The organism is Brevibacillus sp. AY1 (genome assembly GCF_029870785.1).
Lineage (GTDB): Bacteria > Bacillota > Bacilli > Brevibacillales > Brevibacillaceae > Brevibacillus > Brevibacillus invocatus.
This window is the reverse complement of record NZ_JAFLPN010000001.1, coordinates 17,186-35,140: the sequence shown is the minus strand read 5'-3', so window position 1 is coordinate 35,140 and position 17,955 is coordinate 17,186. Positions and strand designations below refer to the sequence as shown.

The following is a 17,955-nucleotide window of genomic DNA, read 5'->3' as shown; positions in this document are numbered from 1 at the left end:
GTTCGGGAAAAAAAGGCGAAAACCGCGGGGAGTTCCCCGCGGCATTCATAAAATCCTTTTAATTCGGACTAGAAGGCGTACGTTTTTTCTTTAACATATTGCGTTCTTTCAGGTTGACCCACACTTGAGCCGCGATAAAGATGGAAGAATAGGTACCGCTTACCAGACCAAATACCAATGCCAGCGAGAAGTTGCGAATGCTTTCGCTACCCAGGATGGCAATTGCCATAGCGGTGAAAAATACCGTTGCGACTGTGAAGATGGAACGACGCATGGTCTGCCATAGAGAAACGTTTACCAGGTGCTCCAATTCATCAACGGTTTTGGACTTCATCGTTTTTAGATTTTCCCGAATCCGGTCAAAAATAACGATTTTGTCGTTGATAGAGTAACCCAGGATGGTCAGGATCGCAGCGATGAAGGTAATGTCTACCTCCAGGCCAAGCATTGAGAACAAAGCGATCGGAATAATCACGTCATGCGCGAGACCCACTACTGTCGCTACACCAAACAGCCATTGGAAGCGGAACGCGATGTACACGATAATCCCCAGTGATGCGATCAATACTGCAATCGCAGCTTTTTTCACCATTTCTTGCGCAATACTTGGATCAACGGTCGCTACCTGCTTGGTTACCTGATCACCGTATTTATCTTTCAAAGCTTGTTCGATCACCATCATGGTATCGGATGGCACGGTCTGGTCAAAACGTGTGAACGCTTGATGCGTACCATAAGGCGTTACCGCAGAAAATTTGGCTTCCGGCACTTTTTCTTTCAAAATTTGTTCAATGTCAGCAGGGTTAAATTCTTTGCCCACGTAGATATCCAAGCGAGTCCCCGCTTGAAAGTCAACTCCCAGATTAAAACCCTGAATCAGAGAGAACAACAATCCAACGATGATAATAATACCGGAGAACAGGAAGAACTTCCGGCGATTCTTTACGATGTCAAATCGGATGACAGTGTGTTCATTATCAAAGCTCACCGATCTCACTCTCCTTTACTCCGAACCAGAACGGCTTTTTAAACATGTTGGAGCGTATTACCAGCCAGAGCAGGAATCGAGACCCGAACACGTTCGTAATAATACTTACAATGAGTGTCATGGCAAGCACGATGGCAAAGCCCTGAATGGAGCTTGTACCGAAGTAGAACAATACCCCTGTCGCAATCAATGTCGTAATGTGCGCATCAAGGATCGTCACCAAAGAGCGGCGCTCACCTGCACGGAAGGCAGAAAGGATCGTCTTGCCTGAACGAATCTCCTCCTGAATGCGCTCGTAGGTAATAATATTGGCGTCTACTGCCATCCCTACCGCCAGGATAAAACCGGCAATCCCCGGCAATGTGAGGGTTGCATCCATCCAATCCAGCACGACCAGACAGAAATAAGTAAACCCGGCCAATGTGATATTGGCGATCATTCCTGGCATGCGGTATACGAGAAGCATGAAGATGATGATCAATGCTCCACCGATATATCCGGCATAGACTGTTTTTTCCAAGGCAATTTTACCAAGAGAAGCTCCAACAGAGGTTATCTGTTTTTCAATCAGCTTAGCGGGCATGGCACCGGAGTTGAGCAAGTCAGCTAGCTCTTGTGCCGATTCTTGTGTGTAATCGCCCGTAATCTGAGCACTACCGCCTGTGATGACAGCCTGGATTGTCGGATTGGTCTGCATGTTCTCATCCAGGTAGATTGCCATGCGCTTGTGCAGGTTTGCACGAGTTACGTCTTCCAATTTTTTCGGTTCAGAGAATTTGATTGTTACCAACGGTCGTCTCAGTTCATCATAGCCAACAGCAGCGCCGTTGGGAGCGAGATCGCTACCGCGCAAAATAATGTTTCCCGCCTCATCGCGGAAAGTAAGTACAGCGGGCTTACCAATCAGCTCCCGAAGCTTGTCCTGATCAGCAGACTGTGAAGCGATTTTTACCCGAATGCGGTTGGGTAATTCGGTTTCGATGACTGGTTCTGCAACCCCACCGATGTTAATCCGTTTCTCAATCATGTACGCAGTTGCCTTGAGCAATTCAATGTCAACTTTATGCGTAGCCTCTAGAGGCTCTACCTCGTACAAAATCTCAAACCCGCCCTGCAGGTCAAGACCGAGCGTAATGTTTCCTGCTACATCTTTGGTCGTTGTTGTCATTAACGTACCCAACAATGCCACGACCACCAAGAACAGGACGAATCTTCCCCATTTCACCATTGTAGTAATACCCCTCTTTCCTAAAAGGGTCCCGTCCTAGACGAAAACCAATATGCCCATTATAGCGAACGATGAAAAAAAGTGTCAATTATTGCAGGCTAGGCGAATCATGGTAACCATCTCCTCGTAAAGCGCATCTAGATGATGTACGAAATGGCGATTTAAAAGTTTCACTAAGAATTTTTATACATTTGGATCATCAGGTAATTCATGTACTTGTTCGGCTTCAGGGAAAGAATGTCGTTTACCATCCGATGCATGGCTGGAATCTCCTTGTACCCTTGCGAGACGCACTCCCATACATCCTGCGAAGTTACATTTTCATATCCGAGCAGAGCAAATTCTTCTGCCTTACTTTGGCAAAGACTCTCCACTTGCAAAAACCATTCCTGCTTGATCGCTTCATCCATCATCGTTTCCCCCTCAAAGTAGTCATGCCAGCATCAGCACGTCCATATTCTGTATGGAGTACATTTAACCTTGCAAAGGAGCCTTCCATGAGACAGTCCTTTTTTTACGGAACGGTTATCCTCATCCTGGCTGGCGGCGTGACGAAATTGTTCGGCTTTGCCCACAGAATTGTTCTTTCTCGCATTATCGGCGCAGAAGGAATGGGACTTTATCAAATGGTTGTGCCACTTCTGTACTTTCTCATTACAGTGACAACGTTTGGCCTGCCAGTGGCGATTGCCAAACAGGTCGCCGAGACGGAAGCCGCCAAGGATCATCGACAGACGCGCCGCTTTCTATTCGTCTCGTTACTGTTTGCGAGCGGTATCAGCCTGGCTGTATGTACTTTGCTTCTCTTCTTCTCCCAACAGCTTGCTGCTCTCCTGTTTGCAGACAAGCGGGCTCATATTGTGATGTTGGCCGCCATCCCAATCATTCCTATCGCTAGTATCTCACTGGTGCTGCGAGGTTACTTCCAGGGCAAGCAAAACATGATCCCTACTGCTGTCTCCCAGCTGCTGGAGCAAGTCGTACGCATGGCATTGGTCGCCGTAATGACTATGACCTTTCTTGATTCCGGGATTGAGTATGCAACCGCTGGCGCTGTAGCCAGTATTATTTTCGGAGAAGCGGCCGGGCTTTTGTACATCTTCTGGCAATACCGCAAAGGAAGTCGCAAAACTGCCGCGCAGATGCTGGGCAGAACGTTTTTGACCAGAGTCACGGCAAGTACATCCAGCATGCGGCAGCTGGTTCACGTGGCCTTGCCAGTCACCATGAGTCGGGTGATCGGCTCCATCGCCTACGTATTGGAACCGATGATCGTCCCGTTTGCGTTGGTCATCGCAGGATACGCCATCTCTGATGCTACAGGACTCTACGGACAGTTTGCCGGCATGGCCGTCCCACTTTTGCTGTTTCCAACGTTTTTAACCAATTCCTTGTCTGTCTCGCTGGTTCCTGCTGTTGCGGAAGCGGCCTATCAAAAAAATGCTCCACTCGTGCATCGGCGCATCTATCAAGCCATGCGCATTACACTCGTTATTGGAGCACCTTGCACGGTATTGCTGACCGTGTTCGCAGAGCCTATCTGCGCCCTTCTGTACGGCAGCCAATATCAAGAGGTAGGGATCATCTTAAAGGGTCTAGCACCCTTCTCCGTCTTTCTGTTTTTTCAGGCGCCACTGGCTGCGGCCCTGCAGGGACTGGATTACGCTCAGGTCGTATTTCGCAACACCTTGATTGGCGCGATCGTGAAGATCCTCGCCATGTTCGTCTTCACTTCTCAGCCAGGCTTTGGCATATACGGGACCGTGATCGCGCTAAACATTGGGATCACATTGGTCACATTACTGCATTTTGCCAGCCTCACAAAAAAAATCGGCTTTACGGTAGATATTTTGGAGTTCTCAAAAATTGGAGCTACCATGCTGGTCATGGGCTACTCAGGTTCCTACATCACCCATCACTGGCTGCAGGGCACAACGGTAGCCTCAAGCCTACTCGTCAGCGTGCCGGTTAGCTGCTGCCTCTATTTGCTCCTGTTGATCGCATTACGTGTTTTAGGCAAACAAGATGTTAAACGTATCCCCTGGATCGGAGAACAGCTCGCCGTATTTTTCCCACGCCGCTAAGTTATTTTCGCGGCGTGTCTTTTTTGTCCAGATAGACGATTCCCTGATCATCGATGCTGCAAAAAGAGACATCCCTGATTTCCTTGATCCCGTATTTGCGAATCTCCCGCTTCAACCACAGCTCGTTTTGACCAATTTTTTGCAACGCCTCTGGACGCACCTTGCCATCCAGAATCAAAGGAATCGGCAAGCCCTTGTACGTGACTGACTGAACAGGCTGCGCGGGCTTGATTCCGAGATCCCCCTTGGTCAATGTCTCCTGGTCATGCTTCAAGAAGACACTCATCTGCCCTGTCGGCTCCAGCATTGCAATTTCGACGTCAGCTATGCTTTTCACGTTTTTTTGTCGCAGATGGACCATCAGATCATCCATATTCAAACGGTTGCGGCGCATGGCATCTTCCCGGATTTGTCCGTTCTCGATGATCATGTCCGCAGACCCGTCCACAATATCACGTATTTTTTTGCTTTTCAGCGATAGATACGCAAAGGTGATTTCCAATAAACCAATGAGCAGCATCGGTAAGTAGAACTGTATGAGCGGTGTATTGGACTCTTCAATGGACAACGCAGCCATCTCCGCCAGCATAATCGAGATGACGACGTCAAAGACCGACATTTTACCCAATTCTCTTTTTCCCATGAGACGTAATAGCACCAGGATGAAAAAATAGGAAAAAAGGGTACGTAACAACAACCCGGTTAAATGATCCACTGCATCCGCCCCCCGCTAAGAACTTGTTCCTATTCTTGTGCGGGAAGCGTACAACTATAAGCACCAATTACAACCACTTGCGTTTTCGAAAGATGTGCAGCATGGTAAACGTCATACCCAGCATGATCGCAACACCGATCACAAGCATGTAGGGCTCTGCTTCTACTCCAAGCCAGCTAAAAGTATTCATCCCCAATAGCCCTGTAATAAAAGTCAAAGGCAGGATGATTGTAGAGATCATCGTCAGCACGCGCATCGTTTCCGTCGTCTTGGCGCTGATGATCGTGTAGTACGTGTCCAGTGCACCATTTACCAGATCGCGGAACGTCTCTGTAGAGTCTGAAATCCTCTCCAGGTGATCCGTCAGGTCTGTGTAGAACGGTACGTTTTCCTCGGATATATCAAATGAATAGCGCCCATTCACGTTGGCGAAGATCCTCTTCTGGGGCATGATAACGCGGCGAATCAAAATGATCGTCCGTTTCAATGCCAGGAACTCTTCCGTGATTTCTTCCATCTGATGCTCGTAAATCTCGTCTTCCAGCTCATCGATCCGCACGCTGATCCTGTCGATGATCGGAAAGTACTCATCCGTAATGCCATCCACAATCGCATAAAGTAGATAATCAGGCCCGCGATTCAAATAGGAATTGTTGCGGTGGCTCACAGCTGCAATCCGGCCAATGCTGTTCATCGGAGATTTATGAATGGTGACGATGTAATTCGGGCCGAGGAAAACGTTCAGTTCTACAGTCGTAATCTCGTTATCACTTTCTTCATTGTAGCGCAGTGCGTGGAAAACGAAGAAGTAATAGTCATCGTACTTATCAACCTTTGCACGCGGACTAACGTGCAAGCAATCTTCAATTGCCAAAGGATGGAAGTCGAATATTTTTGCGATGAAGGGAAGCTCCTGGTTCCCCACATCATACAGATCAATCCAGAGCAAATCTTCGGGCGACTTCAACCATTCGTCTTTTGTCGATAGGTCAACATCATGAAACATTTTCTGCTCTGAGTGATTGTAAAAATAGGTTTTAATCATTTTTTCTCACTCCCGTCCGATTCCCATCCATCATACGAAAATTCCTTGCAATGTTCAACGCGAAGATGAATAGGTTGACCAAGCCTCTCATATAGATGGTACAAACTTGACCAGTAAGGGGGTAATACTGTGCGGAGTACTTCCACCTCTGTACTGACTGGACTCATGTACACGCTCGGTCTCGTCTTGACAGGAGCGCTGCTAGCCACCTTGCTTCTTAGTTTTACTAGCATGCGTGAAAGTTCCCTGCCCTATTTTACGTATGTCATCAATATCCTCGGCTTGTTGACAGGTGGTTTTGTTACGGGACGCCGACGCGGGGAAAAAGGTTGGTATTACGGTGGTTTGACCGGGCTATGCTACTTCTTGTTCGTGCTTCTGATCGGCTTCCTTGGATTCGATGCACCGATGCATTGGGAGACGCTGCTGTACTTTCTCGGCGCCTTCGTGATTGCGGGAATAGGTGGTATTCTTGGCGTCAATTCGGCTCATTCCAGTCATAAGCCGAAGGGATTCAAGCCCAAGCGTTAATCGTGATTGGCAGACGGTATAGCTATTCGGCTATGCCGTTTTGCGTTTTTCTGGTCGTCTTGGCAGCTATCTCAAAAATGGGCGTCTAGCATCATCCGAACAAATAAAAAAGGGAACGACCCACGTAGCTGGTTCTACCACGGGTGTTCCCTTTTGCATTATTTCGCTTCTTCTTTAACCTCTTCTGTTTTGCTTGGTGCTGGTTCGCTGTTATTGGAGGAAACCACGTTGTTGATCGCTCCACGATCAAACGTGACATTCACATTATGAGCTATACGCAATGTCACGGAGTCGTCGTTCAATTCCTGAATCGTTCCGTGCATGCCACCAATTGTAACGATCTTGTCTCCCTTTTTCAAGGCAGACAGCATAGCATTACGCTGCTTCGCCTTTTTTTGTTGAGGACGAATCAACAAGAAGTAGAAGATCGCAAACATGATGATAATCGGTAAAAAATTCGCCAAGCTGTCCATAAATATGTAGCCCCCTCAATTAAAAAGATCTATCTCCACCCAATCCATATTGAGCGAAAAACTGGTCGCGGAAATCCTGCAAACGATCTTCGGCAATAGCCTGACGTACCTGCTCCATCAACTTCACCAGGAAATACAGGTTGTGGTAGGTGGTGAGACGAATACCAAAGGTTTCCTCCGACTTGACCAGGTGTCGGATGTAAGCGCGTGAATAATTCTTGCAGGTATAGCAATCGCAATTCGGGTCCAACGGCGTGAAGTCACGCGCGAACTTTGCATTGCGAATCACCAATCTACCCTGGCTTGTCATGCATGTCCCATTGCGTGCGATCCGTGTAGGAAGAACGCAGTCGAACATATCGATTCCGCGAATAGCACCTTCGATCAATGCATCCGGGGAACCCACACCCATCAAATAACGCGGCTTGCCTGTCGGCAACAGCGGTACTGTGTTCTCCAATACTTCGTACATCAAGGGGAAAGGCTCTCCAACGCTTAAGCCCCCGATCGCATATCCCGGAAAATCAAGGGATACGAGGTCACGTGCACTGATCGCGCGCAGGTCATTGAACATGCCACCCTGCACGATGCCAAACAAAGCTTGATCCTCTGGGCGTGTGTGCGCTTTCAGGCAGCGCTCTGCCCAGCGTGTGGTTCTTTCCATCGACTGCTTGACGTAATCGTACTCCGCCGGATAAGGGGCGCACTCGTCGAAAGCCATGAAAATATCCGCCCCCAGAGCATTTTGAATCTGGGTCGCTTCTTCTGGTCCAATGAACAGCTTTTCTCCATTCAAGTGAGAACGGAAAGACACGCCTTCTTCGGTAATCTTGCGTAAGTTGCTGAGGGAAAACACCTGAAAGCCGCCGGAATCAGTCAAAATAGCCCGATCCCAGTTCATAAAACCATGTAGTCCGCCCGCTTCACGCACGATTTCGTGACCTGGCCGCAGAAATAGATGGTACGTGTTGCTGAGGATAATTCCAGCACCCATCTCTTTCAGTTCTTCCGGACTCATCGTCTTTACCGTTGCCTGTGTACCGACCGGCATAAAGACAGGGGTATCGATCGTTCCGTGCGGGGTATGCAGCTTGCCAAGTCGTGCACCGGTTTGTTTGCAAGTTTTGATCAATTCGTAGCGTACAGCCAAATGATTGCACTCCTCGAGCTATGTATGTAAGTCTTTCCTATTATAAGAAAATCTCGCATTGAAGTAAACCCACTAGCCTGTTCAATGTATAAGCATTTAATAATATACACAATTTGTCACAGAATCAGCATGGCATCTCCAAAGCTGAAGAAACGGTATTCCTCTTTCACAGCCGTATTATAGGCATGCAGGATGTGTTCTTTTCCGGCTAGTGCGCTCACCAGCATGACCAGCGTTGACTTGGGCAGATGAAAGTTGGTGAGCATCCCGTCGATGATCGAAAACGTATAACCCGGGTAGATGAAGATGTCTGTCCAGCCACTCGTTGCAGCAAGCCTTCCGCCGTGGTCCCTTCCCACTGTTTCCAGCGTACGGCAGGAGGTAGTCCCGACAGCGATCACCCTTCTTCCCTCTTCCTTGGCAGCATTCACAAGATCAGCTGTCTCCTGTGAAATCTCGTAGTATTCTGCATGCATAACATGCTCCTCTACCGTATCGGCAGCCACTGGACGAAAGGTGCCCAAGCCTACATGCAAGGTGATCGTAGCGAGATGCACACCTTTGGCGGCGATCTGCTCTAAATACTCTTTTGTAAAATGAAGACCGGCTGTAGGGGCTGCCGCTGAACCGCGTTCCCTCGCATAAACCGTCTGATAGCGCTCCTGATCCTCCAACTGAGCATGGATGTATGGCGGGAGCGGCATGGAGCCCAGTTGCTCCAGTATCTCATAAAATATGCCTTCGTAGGAGAAACGGACAATCCTCCCCCCTGTCTCAGTTATTTCTTCACAGACACAACGAAGCAGTCCGTTTCCAAATGTCACGATGGTTCCTGGCTTCATCCGTTTACCTGGCTTTACGAGGGTTTCCCATCGGTCGTCACCCAGTGATTTGAGCAAAAGCACCTCGATCTTCGCCCCGGTTTCCGCTTTTTCACCGATCAGCCGCGCAGGCAGTACACGACTGTCGTTGAGAACCAGCACATCTCCGGGAACCAGATGGTCAATCAAATTCGTAAAGCGTTGATGCTGAATCTCTCCTGTTTCCTTGTTCAGCACCAGCAGCCTGGAGGAAGTCCGATCCTCCAAAGGATGCTGGGCGATCAGATGTTCGGGTAGCTCGAAATCAAATTGTTGCACGTCCACAAGTCGTTGCTCCTTTATTCCAGATCATGGGCGCTCGATCGCCACATCTTGATAGTAGTGTTGCAGAATTTCTTCGTAGTCATACCCACTTTCTGCCATAGCCTTGGCTCCGTACTGGGAAACGCCAAGACCGTGACCAAAGCCGGTTCCTCGGAACAGATAGAGCGGTGATTTACTGACTGTTCGCCATTCTCCATTGCCCGTATAAAGCAGGAACTGGTCATTATAGCCATTTGCCGATTGGGAGTAATAGTCATTCACACCCACGGCCTGGACATTGCCTGCTCCAGCCTGGTATCGCACCTGCTTGCCATTGGCGCCGAGAATGACGATGCTCCCCATCTGTTCCACATCGAATTTGGTGCTGCGCAGCGTGCTTCCTCCTTGCTGGAAGATAGAACGATGGGAGTCAGGTGAAGAGACGACAATGGTCTGCCCGTTGGCCTCCATCTCGATCACACGTCCCGACGGCCCTCTCTCCGTCACTTCTAAGGACTGAATCGCCCCAGGTATACGCGGAGCCTTGTTTTTATCCTGGCTCGTATTGATCATTCCAGCAACTTCTTCTGCGGTATAAGGACCTCTCGTCCAGGAGTAAGCATTTTCCTCGGCTTCTTCTGCCAGAATCGTGATCGCAGCGCCGTAGGGAAGCGTGGACAGCACGCGGTGAAAGGCTGTACTTGGGCCAGAGCGCAAATTCGTATTGTCCGTTGAAACAATCGCTTCTCTAAGCCCCATCTCGTTGGTAAAGCCGGTTTCCTGCACCAGGTCACTCCGCACATAACCCAGCTTTCCATCGGCAAGCGACACCTGATACCAACGGTTTGCTTGCACCATTGGGCCATAATCCTCGCTCTCCACAGGTCTCAGATAGGGAACCGGATTCCCCCAAACCTCACGTCCATCTGCCGTCATGCCACCCGCGTTGGAGTAGTACAAGGATTCCACTACTTTTCCACGGTAGGTAATGACTTCACCCTTGGTATCGTCAACTGCCTCCCGAATGTCTGCTGATTCTTTTCCATAGCCGTAATAAGCTTGCTCATATACGGTGTCTGACAGATTCGCGATACCGTACTTGTTGCCTAAGCTTACTGCTCTGGTTCGAGCCAGGACTGCCTGGGCCTTCAACGCCTCCAAAGGCCAGCCTGGTGCCATCTCGGAGCCCACAACTCCATATAGGTACTCCTCCATTGACAATTCGTTGACCAAAGTCAGAAAGCCTTTGTAGGAGGACAGCTCCATTTTGCCGCGATACGTACGCTGGTCACGTTCAACAACCCCCAACACCTCCACCCCGCGAGATCGCTTGGGCTCGGCAATCAGTTTGGATGTTGGAGAAAAGACGAGCTTGCTGATCGTGTCTCGAGCAGATCCGTACGCATCCTGTTTGAAAATAACGTAAGAAGAGGCATTTGCTTGCTGATAGGAAAAGCCGGGAATATCTGAAGAAACTTTTCTTTTCAGAGCTTGCAGGGCTTCGTTGCTCACCTCGTCCCCCACCCAGAGGGAATATTCTTCTCTTCCTCCGTCTTGAATGAGGACCGGATAGGCAGCGTAACCCGCATCCTCAAAGGTTTGCTTCCAATTCTCTGCCTCACGCAAGCTGCGGTATTTTCCCGCCTCCAATCGCAGAGGTCCTTTTATGACAGGCCTTTGCCCCGTCGCCTGGGCCACAGTTTGGGCTTGATTAGAAGCCGCCTGATAGGTACCAAAAGTACCGCTGACCACCTGATAGGTCGGCTGACCATTTCGATTCACCTTTTGAATGGTCCCTTCGTATTTGCGCTGGCTCAATTGCTGAGCCACTCGCTGCGCATGATTCCAATCCGCTGTCTCCGTAACGATCAAATGAAGTTGATCCAGCCGAAAGCGTACCGCATCCCCATCCATATCCGGCAGCTTCTCGCTTCCCTCCTGGCTGGAGATGGTCACATCCATTCCGCTTTCAGAGGTCAGCGTTATTGAAGGAACTACTCCCCTGTAGCCTGTTCCCGCATCAACGAACAGCGCTACACGTATATCTTTACTCTTTGCTTCCACAGGCATCTGTCCACCGAGAAGCATGGTTGTGATCAGGCCAGCGGTAAGGACTTTCCCCATCCACTTCTTCCACATGTCGTCCCTCGTCCTTCCTTTCACCTGGTTTCGTCGAAATTTGGCGTTAACTACCAAGTTTTTCGACATGCGGAGGTGTTTTCCTGCCCTCCATTGGTGATTTTCAAGGGACGCTGAGGGTTCTTCCAAATAAAAAAACCATTGAGTGCTCCCAATGGTTTTTTCTGTAAATGCGATTGCCTATTTGAACAGTCTAAACAGATACATGCCAAGTGACAGGACAATGCTAATGACAATACAGGTGACAATCGGAAAATAGAACCTTACGTTCTCCTTTTCTACCACGATGTCCCCTGGCAGACGACCCAGCGGTAAAAAACGCCCTCCCACTTGCCAAAGCAAACCAATCACGATCAGAACGGCACCGCCGATAATCAAAAGCTTGGCTATCGGATTCATGCTTTCATCTCCCGACCAAAGTGTTGATACGCGCTTGGCGTCAGAATACGTCCACGCGGCGTGCGCTGCATAAAGCCGATCTGCATCAGATAAGGCTCGCACACATCCTCAATCGTCTGAGATTCTTCCCCAATGGTAGCCGCGATGGTGTCCAGCCCGACCGGCCCTCCGTCAAAACGTTCCATAATCGCCAATAACAGCTTGTGATCGATATGATCCAGCCCACACGCATCTACCTGTAGTCTTTCCAAAGCTTCCTTTGCGATTTCCGTCGTGATGACACCTTCTCCTCTCACCTGCGCAAAATCGCGCACACGCTTGAGCAGGCGATTGGAAACACGCGGGGTTCCTCTGGATCTTTTGGCGATTTCCTCAGATCCCCCTTCGCGAATTTCCACCTGCAGGATATCTGCCGCACGCGACACGATAAAGGAAAGCTCCGGCACCGTATAAAACTCCAATCGATTGACGACGCCAAATCGATCTCGAAGCGGTGCAGACAGCATCCCTGCCCGGGTCGTTGCCCCCACCAGCGTAAAAGGCGGCAAATCCAGTCGGACACTGCGTGCACTCGGCCCCTTGCCAATGATGATGTCCAGCGCAAAATCCTCCATCGCTGGATAGAGCACTTCTTCTACACTGCGGTTGAGCCTGTGAATCTCATCGATAAACAGAACGTCCCCTTCTTGCAGATTGGTCAGGATGGCTGCCAGATCTCCTGGCCTTTCGATAGCTGGTCCCGACGTGGTGCGGATGTTGGCGCCCATTTCGTTGGCGATGATTTGCGACAGCGTGGTTTTTCCCAGTCCTGGTGGCCCGTACAACAGCACGTGATCCAACGACTCTTTGCGCATTTTGGCCGCTTCAATAAAGATCTTCAGGTTTTCCTTTACCTGCTGCTGACCGATATACTCATTTAGATAACGCGGACGAAGGCTCAGCTCCGCCGCATCCTCTTCCCAGTTCATATGCGTCGTAATGATCCGCTCATCCATGATTCTACCCCCTCATGAGCAAAGCCAGCCCTTGCTTGATGAGCGACTCTACGCCATCGCCACCCTTTGCTTTTTCAGATAGCGCGTTTCTTATTTTTTGCAGCTCTGTGTCTGAATAGCCGAGAGAAGTCAGCGCATCGAGCGCTTCGTTCAGTGCCGACACTGCCTTTTCCCCTTGCGCCAGCTCTCCAGCTGCAACGTCTAAGAACGCGGAAGGTGTATAGCCTACTAACTTGTCCTTCAGATCCAAGATCATGCGCTGTGCCGTCTTTTTGCCGATACCCGGAAACTTCGTTAAATAGGTGACGTTTTCTTGTTGAACTGCCATGACGATTTGCTCTGGGGTCGCTGCCGCTAGGATGGCCAGTGCGCCTTTTGGACCAATCCCGGTGACGTCAAGCAGCTTGCGAAACAAGTCACGTTCGTCACGGCTGGCAAAGCCGTAGAGCAGGATAGCGTCTTCCCGAACATGATGATGGGTATGAAGCCGAGTCCTGCTCCCTTCGAAACGAACAAATTGATAAGGATTGGGACAGAAGATCCGATAACCAATCCCGTTTGCCTCCACCACTATGTATTCTGAATCCAGATAGCACAACGTGCCTTCTACGAAATCAATCATCGGCGAACCCCTTCCGAAATCGAAATGAAAGCGCGGAATTGTGCATGGGTAATGGCAATTCCCAATGCGTCCGCTACATCGTCAGGCTTTGGCACTTCCTTGAGCCGAAGCAAGAGCTTGGTCATTTCCTGTATCTGTTTTTTCTCTGCTCCACCGTAGCCGGTCACTGCTTGCTTGACTTGCATGGGGGTATATTCATAGACAGGCACTCCCGCCATCTCGGAGGCAAGCAAAATGACACCTCTCGCCTGGCCGACTGTAAAAGCTGTCGTCACATTTTTATTAAAGAATAGCTTTTCCACAGACACTTCATCCGGACGGTACGTCTCGAGCAGACTTTGCATCGCCTCGAAGATCTGTTTCAGTCGAAGCGGCACAGGCAATCCTGCCTCCGTCTGGATACTGCCATATTGCACGGGGCGAAGCTGGCTTCCCTCTTTATCCACCACGCCAAAGCCGACAATGGCAATCCCCGGGTCAATTCCTAAAATACGCATAGCCCACTCTCCAACGTGCAAAAGATGCAAAGATTCTTTATCTACTGTATCACAAAGCACTGCAAAAGCGAACGTGTATTTCCATAAGATATCCACGGGTCTCCACATCCAGGATGTAGGAGGAAAAAGAAAACCCCGCTCCTCGTAAAGAGCGGGTTGTACGGCGTCACCTAGTGTTTGTTCATTCCAAGCTGATCAGCCTCATCATGCAGCATGTGTGCATAATCGTCCACATTGTCTCGCATCTCATCGCGAATCAGATTGATTCGGCGATAATCAAGCTTGTTGTGACCTTGGTTGAGCTGGACGTACAAACGCTGGTGGAACTGGTCCTTGTAGCTTCCTCTCGGCATTGAACCCATGCGAAAAGTACCCTCCTTAGACCGCCGTATGAAATCAGTATGGCGTAACCCGCATTCGCTTATGTTGGCAAGATTTGCAGCTATTCGCCTACTATAATCAGCGCAGACTACGGAGTGGAGGTGATGCCCGTTGCGTATCGTGGCACGAGTACTTTTCTTGCTCTGTATGTTTCTTTGGGTGTTGCCGGTTGCACCCATCGCGAAGGCTAACTCGGTACTGGATGTCACCATCACCATTTTCGTATCGCCCCAGTCTTCCTTTTTATCGAGTATCACTTTTCATGCGGACAAGACTTTTACAAAGCAGGTTTTACGCGCCAGGCCTGTGAAGACTGCCTTTCATCCACACTGGATTCGCGCCTCAATGACCATGCACCATCGTACTTATCTATACGATCATGATGGACGGTTGTTTGATGCCGAGCGAAAAACCATGCTCATCATCCCGGATCAGGTCAAGCACCAGATCGAGCAGTACGTTCAAATCGTAGAACAAGCTCACTTTGGAAATCCCCTATTTTCTTACCTCACTGAACGAGCATGATGAGCACACGCTTCGGATGACGACTTCTGGTGAAGCGTCTCTGCCCGAAGCTCTCCTCTACGTGAAATCGATCAAGCGTCCGAAGGAAATCGCGCCTGCTGCGGCAGAAGGCCTCTCTTTCGTCGCCATTTCAGTTCCTGTTGATTACGTAGCGCAATCCGGTCGAGATAAATCAGGTCATTGGCTCTTTCTCCTGCACCGTCGGGCACCTTGGGAACGTTGGCAAATCGTTCATGTCGAAATGGAATAACCCTGTATCAACACAAACCAAAAAGGCTGTCCAGCCTGGGCAGCCCTTTTTATTCTTCTTCACTTAGCTGAAATTCTCCATACGTAGACAAAACGCTGTTGTATTCCGCCAGATCTCGGATGCGAATACCTCGCTTCAGATTGTCGACCTCTTCCTTCGATAAGCTTGCCTCCATTTTTGCCGTGTTGATTCGATAGAAGGCTTGGACCACTTCTTGCTCCTTGGGAAGACCGTGGAACAAAGTCAGCATTCCGTCTTCATTGATCCCAAAGTGACCGTTTTCCTTGCATGCAGGCGACAGATCATGCTCCCGTTTTAACAGGATCAATTTTGACGCATCAGCCGAAACGATTTCCCAGCCCTTGTAATCAACCATCACATCCGGCAGCCGATCCAAAGAGACGGGTTTATGTTCCTCATCCCTTACTCCACACAAATACGTGCGTGTGAGGACCAATCCGTACGATTTACTCATGGCTATGGCGGATTTGTCCGCCTGACCTGACAGCAGCTGCGCGATCCCTGTTGTTTTATTTGTACCAGGTTGCACCATAAGGACAATACCCACGATTAACCCTGTGACCAAAGCGGCGGCCCAGGACGCATATACCATCCATTTTCTCTTCATATGACGATGAACCCCTTCACTAGACTTTTTTCCTAGTTTTGCCAGTGAAAAGAGCTTACATACCTATCCTCCATTCAAAATTCTCATATTTACGACAAATCAATAATGAAAATCTACCAATCTTGGATTTCTGATGGTAAACTATTTTTGAATGAAATATTTGTTAATTTGGAGGTATTCAAAAAGAAATGAAGAAGCCAAGCAGAAAATCACTGGCAAGCTTTTTTCTCAGTACGTCGTTGGTTGTCAGCGCTCTCGCCTTTCCTCTCACTCCGGTAAGTGCAGAAACGAGCTCTACCCTCAAACTCCGTCTGTTGCAAACAACAGATATCCACACCAACATCGTCAATTACGATTACTATCAAGATAAAGCAACCGATGAGTTTGGTCTGGCAAAAACGGCTACATTGATCAAGAAAGCTCGTGAGGAAGCAAAAAACAGCATTTTGATCGATAACGGCGACCTGATCCAAGGAAACCCGCTCGGCGATTATGTAGCAAAGATTGACCCGTTGAAAGACGGAGAAGTCCACCCTGTCTACAAAGCCATGAACCTGCTTGACTACGACGCTGGAAACATCGGTAACCACGAGTTCAACTTCGGTCTGGAGCATCTGGAGCGCAGTCTGGCTGGTGCAGAATTCCCGTACGTCAACTCCAATGTGTACATTGACGACAAGGACGGCAATCCCGACAACGACAAAAACAAGTATACGCCTTATTTGATTCTCGACCGTACCTTTAAAGACGAGAGCGGCAAAGATGTTCAACTGAAGGTCGGCGTGATCGGCTTCGTACCTCCAAAAATCATGCAATGGGACAAAGCGAATCTGGAAGGCCACGTCATTGCCAAAGATATGGTGGAGACAGCCAAGAAGTTTGTTCCTGAGATGAAGGAAAAGGGTGCTGACATCATCATCGCTGTTCCTCACTCCGGTATCGGCCCAGTAGAATCTGGTCTGGATAACGAAAACGCTACTTACCAATTGAGTAAAGTGGAAGGCATTGACGCGCTCTTGTTCGGCCATTCCCACTCTGTATTCCCAGGACCTGGCTACGAGGGAATTGAAGGTGTCGACGGCGAAAAAGGTACGATCAACGGAAAGCCTGCTGTTATGCCTGGCTACTGGGGTAACCACCTGGGTGTCATTGACTTGACGCTGAAACAAGAAAACGGCAAATGGTCTGTAGCAGAATCTGCAACTTCCAATCTGCCGATCTACGATAAAGCCAACAAAGCTTCTCTTGCGGATGCCGACCAATCCCTGGTTGATGCTGTGAAGGAAGATCACGATCATACGGTTGAATGGGTACGCTCCGCAGTAGGTACCACCACTTCTCCAATCTACAGCTTCTTTGCACTGGTACAGGACGATCCATCTATCCAGATCGTGACCAACGCACAAAAATGGTATGTAGAAAACAATATCAAAGGTACCGAGTATGATGGAATTCCTGTCCTCTCTGCCGGTGCACCGTTCAAAGCAGGCGGTCGTAATGGTTCCAGCTATTACACCAACATCCCTGCTGGTACCATTGCCATCAAAAACGTATCCGACCTGTACATCTACCCCAATACTGTCAATGCTGTATTGGTAAAAGGTTCTGATGTAAAAGAGTGGCTCGAGCGCTCTGCTGGTCAGTTCAACCAAATTGATGCGAATAAAACCGAGGAACAACCTTTGATCAACGAAGCGTTCCCTACTTACAACTATGACGTGATCGACGGTGTATCGTATCAAATCGACGTTACCCAACCTTCCCGTTATGCAATCGATGGCAAACTGGCTAACGCTGACTCTCATCGTATTCAAAACCTGAGCTTCAACGGCAAACCAATCAATCCAGAGGACAAGTTCATCGTCGTGACCAATAACTACCGTGCAAGCGGCGGCGGCAGCTTCCCTGGCCTGGATGGTTCCAACATCATCATCAACTCTCCGGATGAAAATCGCCAAGTAGTGATCAATTACATTCTGAGTGAAAAAACCATCAATCCGGCTGCTGACGAAAACTGGTCTTTTGCGCCGATCACAGGCAATGTAAACCTGACATTCACTACTTCGCCTGATGCAAAACCATTCGCTGACAAAATGCCAAACCTGAAATTCATCGCTGCACAGGAAGATGGCTTTGCAAAATACTCCATCGATCTTTCCAAGCCAGCCTCCAAATAAGCAA

General features: G+C 49.2%; 20 protein-coding genes. 5 read left to right on the top strand and 15 right to left on the bottom strand.

The window, feature by feature from the left end; translation table 11 throughout:
- Positions 1-58: 58 nt before the first annotated feature.
- The 3 genes from secF to JZI27_RS00185 form a co-directional block, all read right to left on the bottom strand.
- The gene (gene secF, locus JZI27_RS00195; RefSeq protein ID WP_122907311.1) at positions 59-988 is read right to left on the bottom strand and encodes a protein translocase subunit SecF; all 930 of its coding nucleotides are present in this window, start codon (positions 986-988) and stop codon (positions 59-61) included.
- Positions 978-2,216: a protein translocase subunit SecD gene (gene secD, locus JZI27_RS00190; RefSeq protein WP_280206160.1), complete on the bottom strand. Its 1,239-nt coding sequence runs from the start codon at positions 2,214-2,216 to the stop codon at positions 978-980. Before secD ends, secF begins: the two co-directional genes overlap by 11 nt.
- Before the next feature lie 173 nt (positions 2,217-2,389).
- Positions 2,390-2,626, bottom strand: coding sequence for a post-transcriptional regulator (locus tag JZI27_RS00185; protein ID WP_122907313.1), 237 nt, complete (start codon positions 2,624-2,626; stop codon positions 2,390-2,392).
- Between the two features lie 87 nt (positions 2,627-2,713).
- Between JZI27_RS00185 and spoVB the strand changes: the two genes are divergently transcribed.
- Positions 2,714-4,300 (top strand): stage V sporulation protein B, encoded by a 1,587-nt coding sequence (gene spoVB, locus JZI27_RS00180; protein WP_280206159.1) that lies wholly within the window; start codon positions 2,714-2,716, stop codon positions 4,298-4,300.
- Position 4,301: 1 nt separating this feature from the next.
- Here the strand turns inward: spoVB and JZI27_RS00175 are convergent, their stop codons facing one another.
- The gene (locus tag JZI27_RS00175) at positions 4,302-5,015 is read right to left on the bottom strand and encodes a DUF421 domain-containing protein (protein ID WP_280206158.1); all 714 of its coding nucleotides are present in this window, start codon (positions 5,013-5,015) and stop codon (positions 4,302-4,304) included.
- Between the two features lie 67 nt (positions 5,016-5,082).
- A complete protein-coding gene (corA, locus tag JZI27_RS00170; RefSeq protein ID WP_280206157.1) occupies positions 5,083-6,060 on the bottom strand; it encodes a magnesium/cobalt transporter CorA in 978 nt (325 codons plus the stop codon).
- Positions 6,061-6,189: 129 nt separating this feature from the next.
- Here corA and JZI27_RS00165 point away from each other — a divergent pair, with 129 nt between their 5' ends.
- Positions 6,190-6,591, top strand: coding sequence for a TIGR04086 family membrane protein (locus JZI27_RS00165; protein ID WP_122907317.1), 402 nt, complete (start codon positions 6,190-6,192; stop codon positions 6,589-6,591).
- A gap of 158 nt (positions 6,592-6,749) precedes the next feature.
- Here JZI27_RS00165 and yajC read toward each other — a convergent pair whose 3' ends face one another.
- The 9 genes from yajC to JZI27_RS00120 all read right to left on the bottom strand — a co-directional run bounded on the left by yajC (position 6,750) and on the right by JZI27_RS00120 (position 14,352).
- Positions 6,750-7,064, bottom strand: coding sequence for a preprotein translocase subunit YajC (yajC, locus tag JZI27_RS00160; protein WP_122907318.1), 315 nt, complete (start codon positions 7,062-7,064; stop codon positions 6,750-6,752).
- Between the two features lie 19 nt (positions 7,065-7,083).
- The gene (gene tgt / locus JZI27_RS00155) at positions 7,084-8,214 is read right to left on the bottom strand and encodes a tRNA guanosine(34) transglycosylase Tgt (RefSeq protein WP_122907319.1); all 1,131 of its coding nucleotides are present in this window, start codon (positions 8,212-8,214) and stop codon (positions 7,084-7,086) included.
- Between the two features lie 116 nt (positions 8,215-8,330).
- Positions 8,331-9,359 (bottom strand): tRNA preQ1(34) S-adenosylmethionine ribosyltransferase-isomerase QueA, encoded by a 1,029-nt coding sequence (queA, locus tag JZI27_RS00150; RefSeq protein ID WP_251244178.1) that lies wholly within the window; start codon positions 9,357-9,359, stop codon positions 8,331-8,333.
- 24 nt (positions 9,360-9,383) lie between these two features.
- The gene (locus tag JZI27_RS00145) at positions 9,384-11,477 is read right to left on the bottom strand and encodes a SpoIID/LytB domain-containing protein (RefSeq protein WP_251244179.1); all 2,094 of its coding nucleotides are present in this window, start codon (positions 11,475-11,477) and stop codon (positions 9,384-9,386) included.
- A gap of 180 nt (positions 11,478-11,657) precedes the next feature.
- A complete protein-coding gene (locus tag JZI27_RS00140; RefSeq protein WP_122907321.1) occupies positions 11,658-11,876 on the bottom strand; it encodes a DUF2905 domain-containing protein in 219 nt (72 codons plus the stop codon).
- The gene (ruvB, locus tag JZI27_RS00135) at positions 11,873-12,871 is read right to left on the bottom strand and encodes a Holliday junction branch migration DNA helicase RuvB (RefSeq protein WP_122907322.1); all 999 of its coding nucleotides are present in this window, start codon (positions 12,869-12,871) and stop codon (positions 11,873-11,875) included. Before ruvB ends, JZI27_RS00140 begins: the two co-directional genes overlap by 4 nt.
- A gap of 4 nt (positions 12,872-12,875) precedes the next feature.
- Positions 12,876-13,493 carry a Holliday junction branch migration protein RuvA gene (gene ruvA / locus JZI27_RS00130; RefSeq protein WP_122907323.1) on the bottom strand — a complete coding sequence of 206 codons (618 nt, stop codon included), beginning with the start codon at positions 13,491-13,493 and terminating at the stop codon, positions 12,876-12,878.
- The gene (ruvC, locus tag JZI27_RS00125) at positions 13,490-13,990 is read right to left on the bottom strand and encodes a crossover junction endodeoxyribonuclease RuvC (RefSeq protein ID WP_122907324.1); all 501 of its coding nucleotides are present in this window, start codon (positions 13,988-13,990) and stop codon (positions 13,490-13,492) included. Before ruvC ends, ruvA begins: the two co-directional genes overlap by 4 nt.
- 170 nt (positions 13,991-14,160) lie before the next feature.
- Entirely contained in the window at positions 14,161-14,352 is a 192-nt protein-coding gene (locus tag JZI27_RS00120) for a hypothetical protein (protein WP_122907325.1), read from the bottom strand.
- A 130-nt stretch (positions 14,353-14,482) separates the two neighbouring features.
- Here JZI27_RS00120 and JZI27_RS00115 point away from each other — a divergent pair, with 130 nt between their 5' ends.
- Positions 14,483-14,896 carry a hypothetical protein gene (locus JZI27_RS00115; protein WP_280206156.1) on the top strand — a complete coding sequence of 138 codons (414 nt, stop codon included), beginning with the start codon at positions 14,483-14,485 and terminating at the stop codon, positions 14,894-14,896.
- A gap of 16 nt (positions 14,897-14,912) precedes the next feature.
- Positions 14,913-15,146, top strand: coding sequence for a hypothetical protein (locus JZI27_RS00110; protein ID WP_280206155.1), 234 nt, complete (start codon positions 14,913-14,915; stop codon positions 15,144-15,146).
- A gap of 49 nt (positions 15,147-15,195) precedes the next feature.
- Here JZI27_RS00110 and JZI27_RS00105 read toward each other — a convergent pair whose 3' ends face one another.
- A complete protein-coding gene (locus tag JZI27_RS00105; RefSeq protein ID WP_122907327.1) occupies positions 15,196-15,774 on the bottom strand; it encodes a BofC C-terminal domain-containing protein in 579 nt (192 codons plus the stop codon).
- A 188-nt stretch (positions 15,775-15,962) separates the two neighbouring features.
- Here JZI27_RS00105 and JZI27_RS00100 point away from each other — a divergent pair, with 188 nt between their 5' ends.
- Positions 15,963-17,951 carry a bifunctional 2',3'-cyclic-nucleotide 2'-phosphodiesterase/3'-nucleotidase gene (locus JZI27_RS00100; protein ID WP_280206154.1) on the top strand — a complete coding sequence of 663 codons (1,989 nt, stop codon included), beginning with the start codon at positions 15,963-15,965 and terminating at the stop codon, positions 17,949-17,951.
- Positions 17,952-17,955 lie beyond the last annotated feature (4 nt).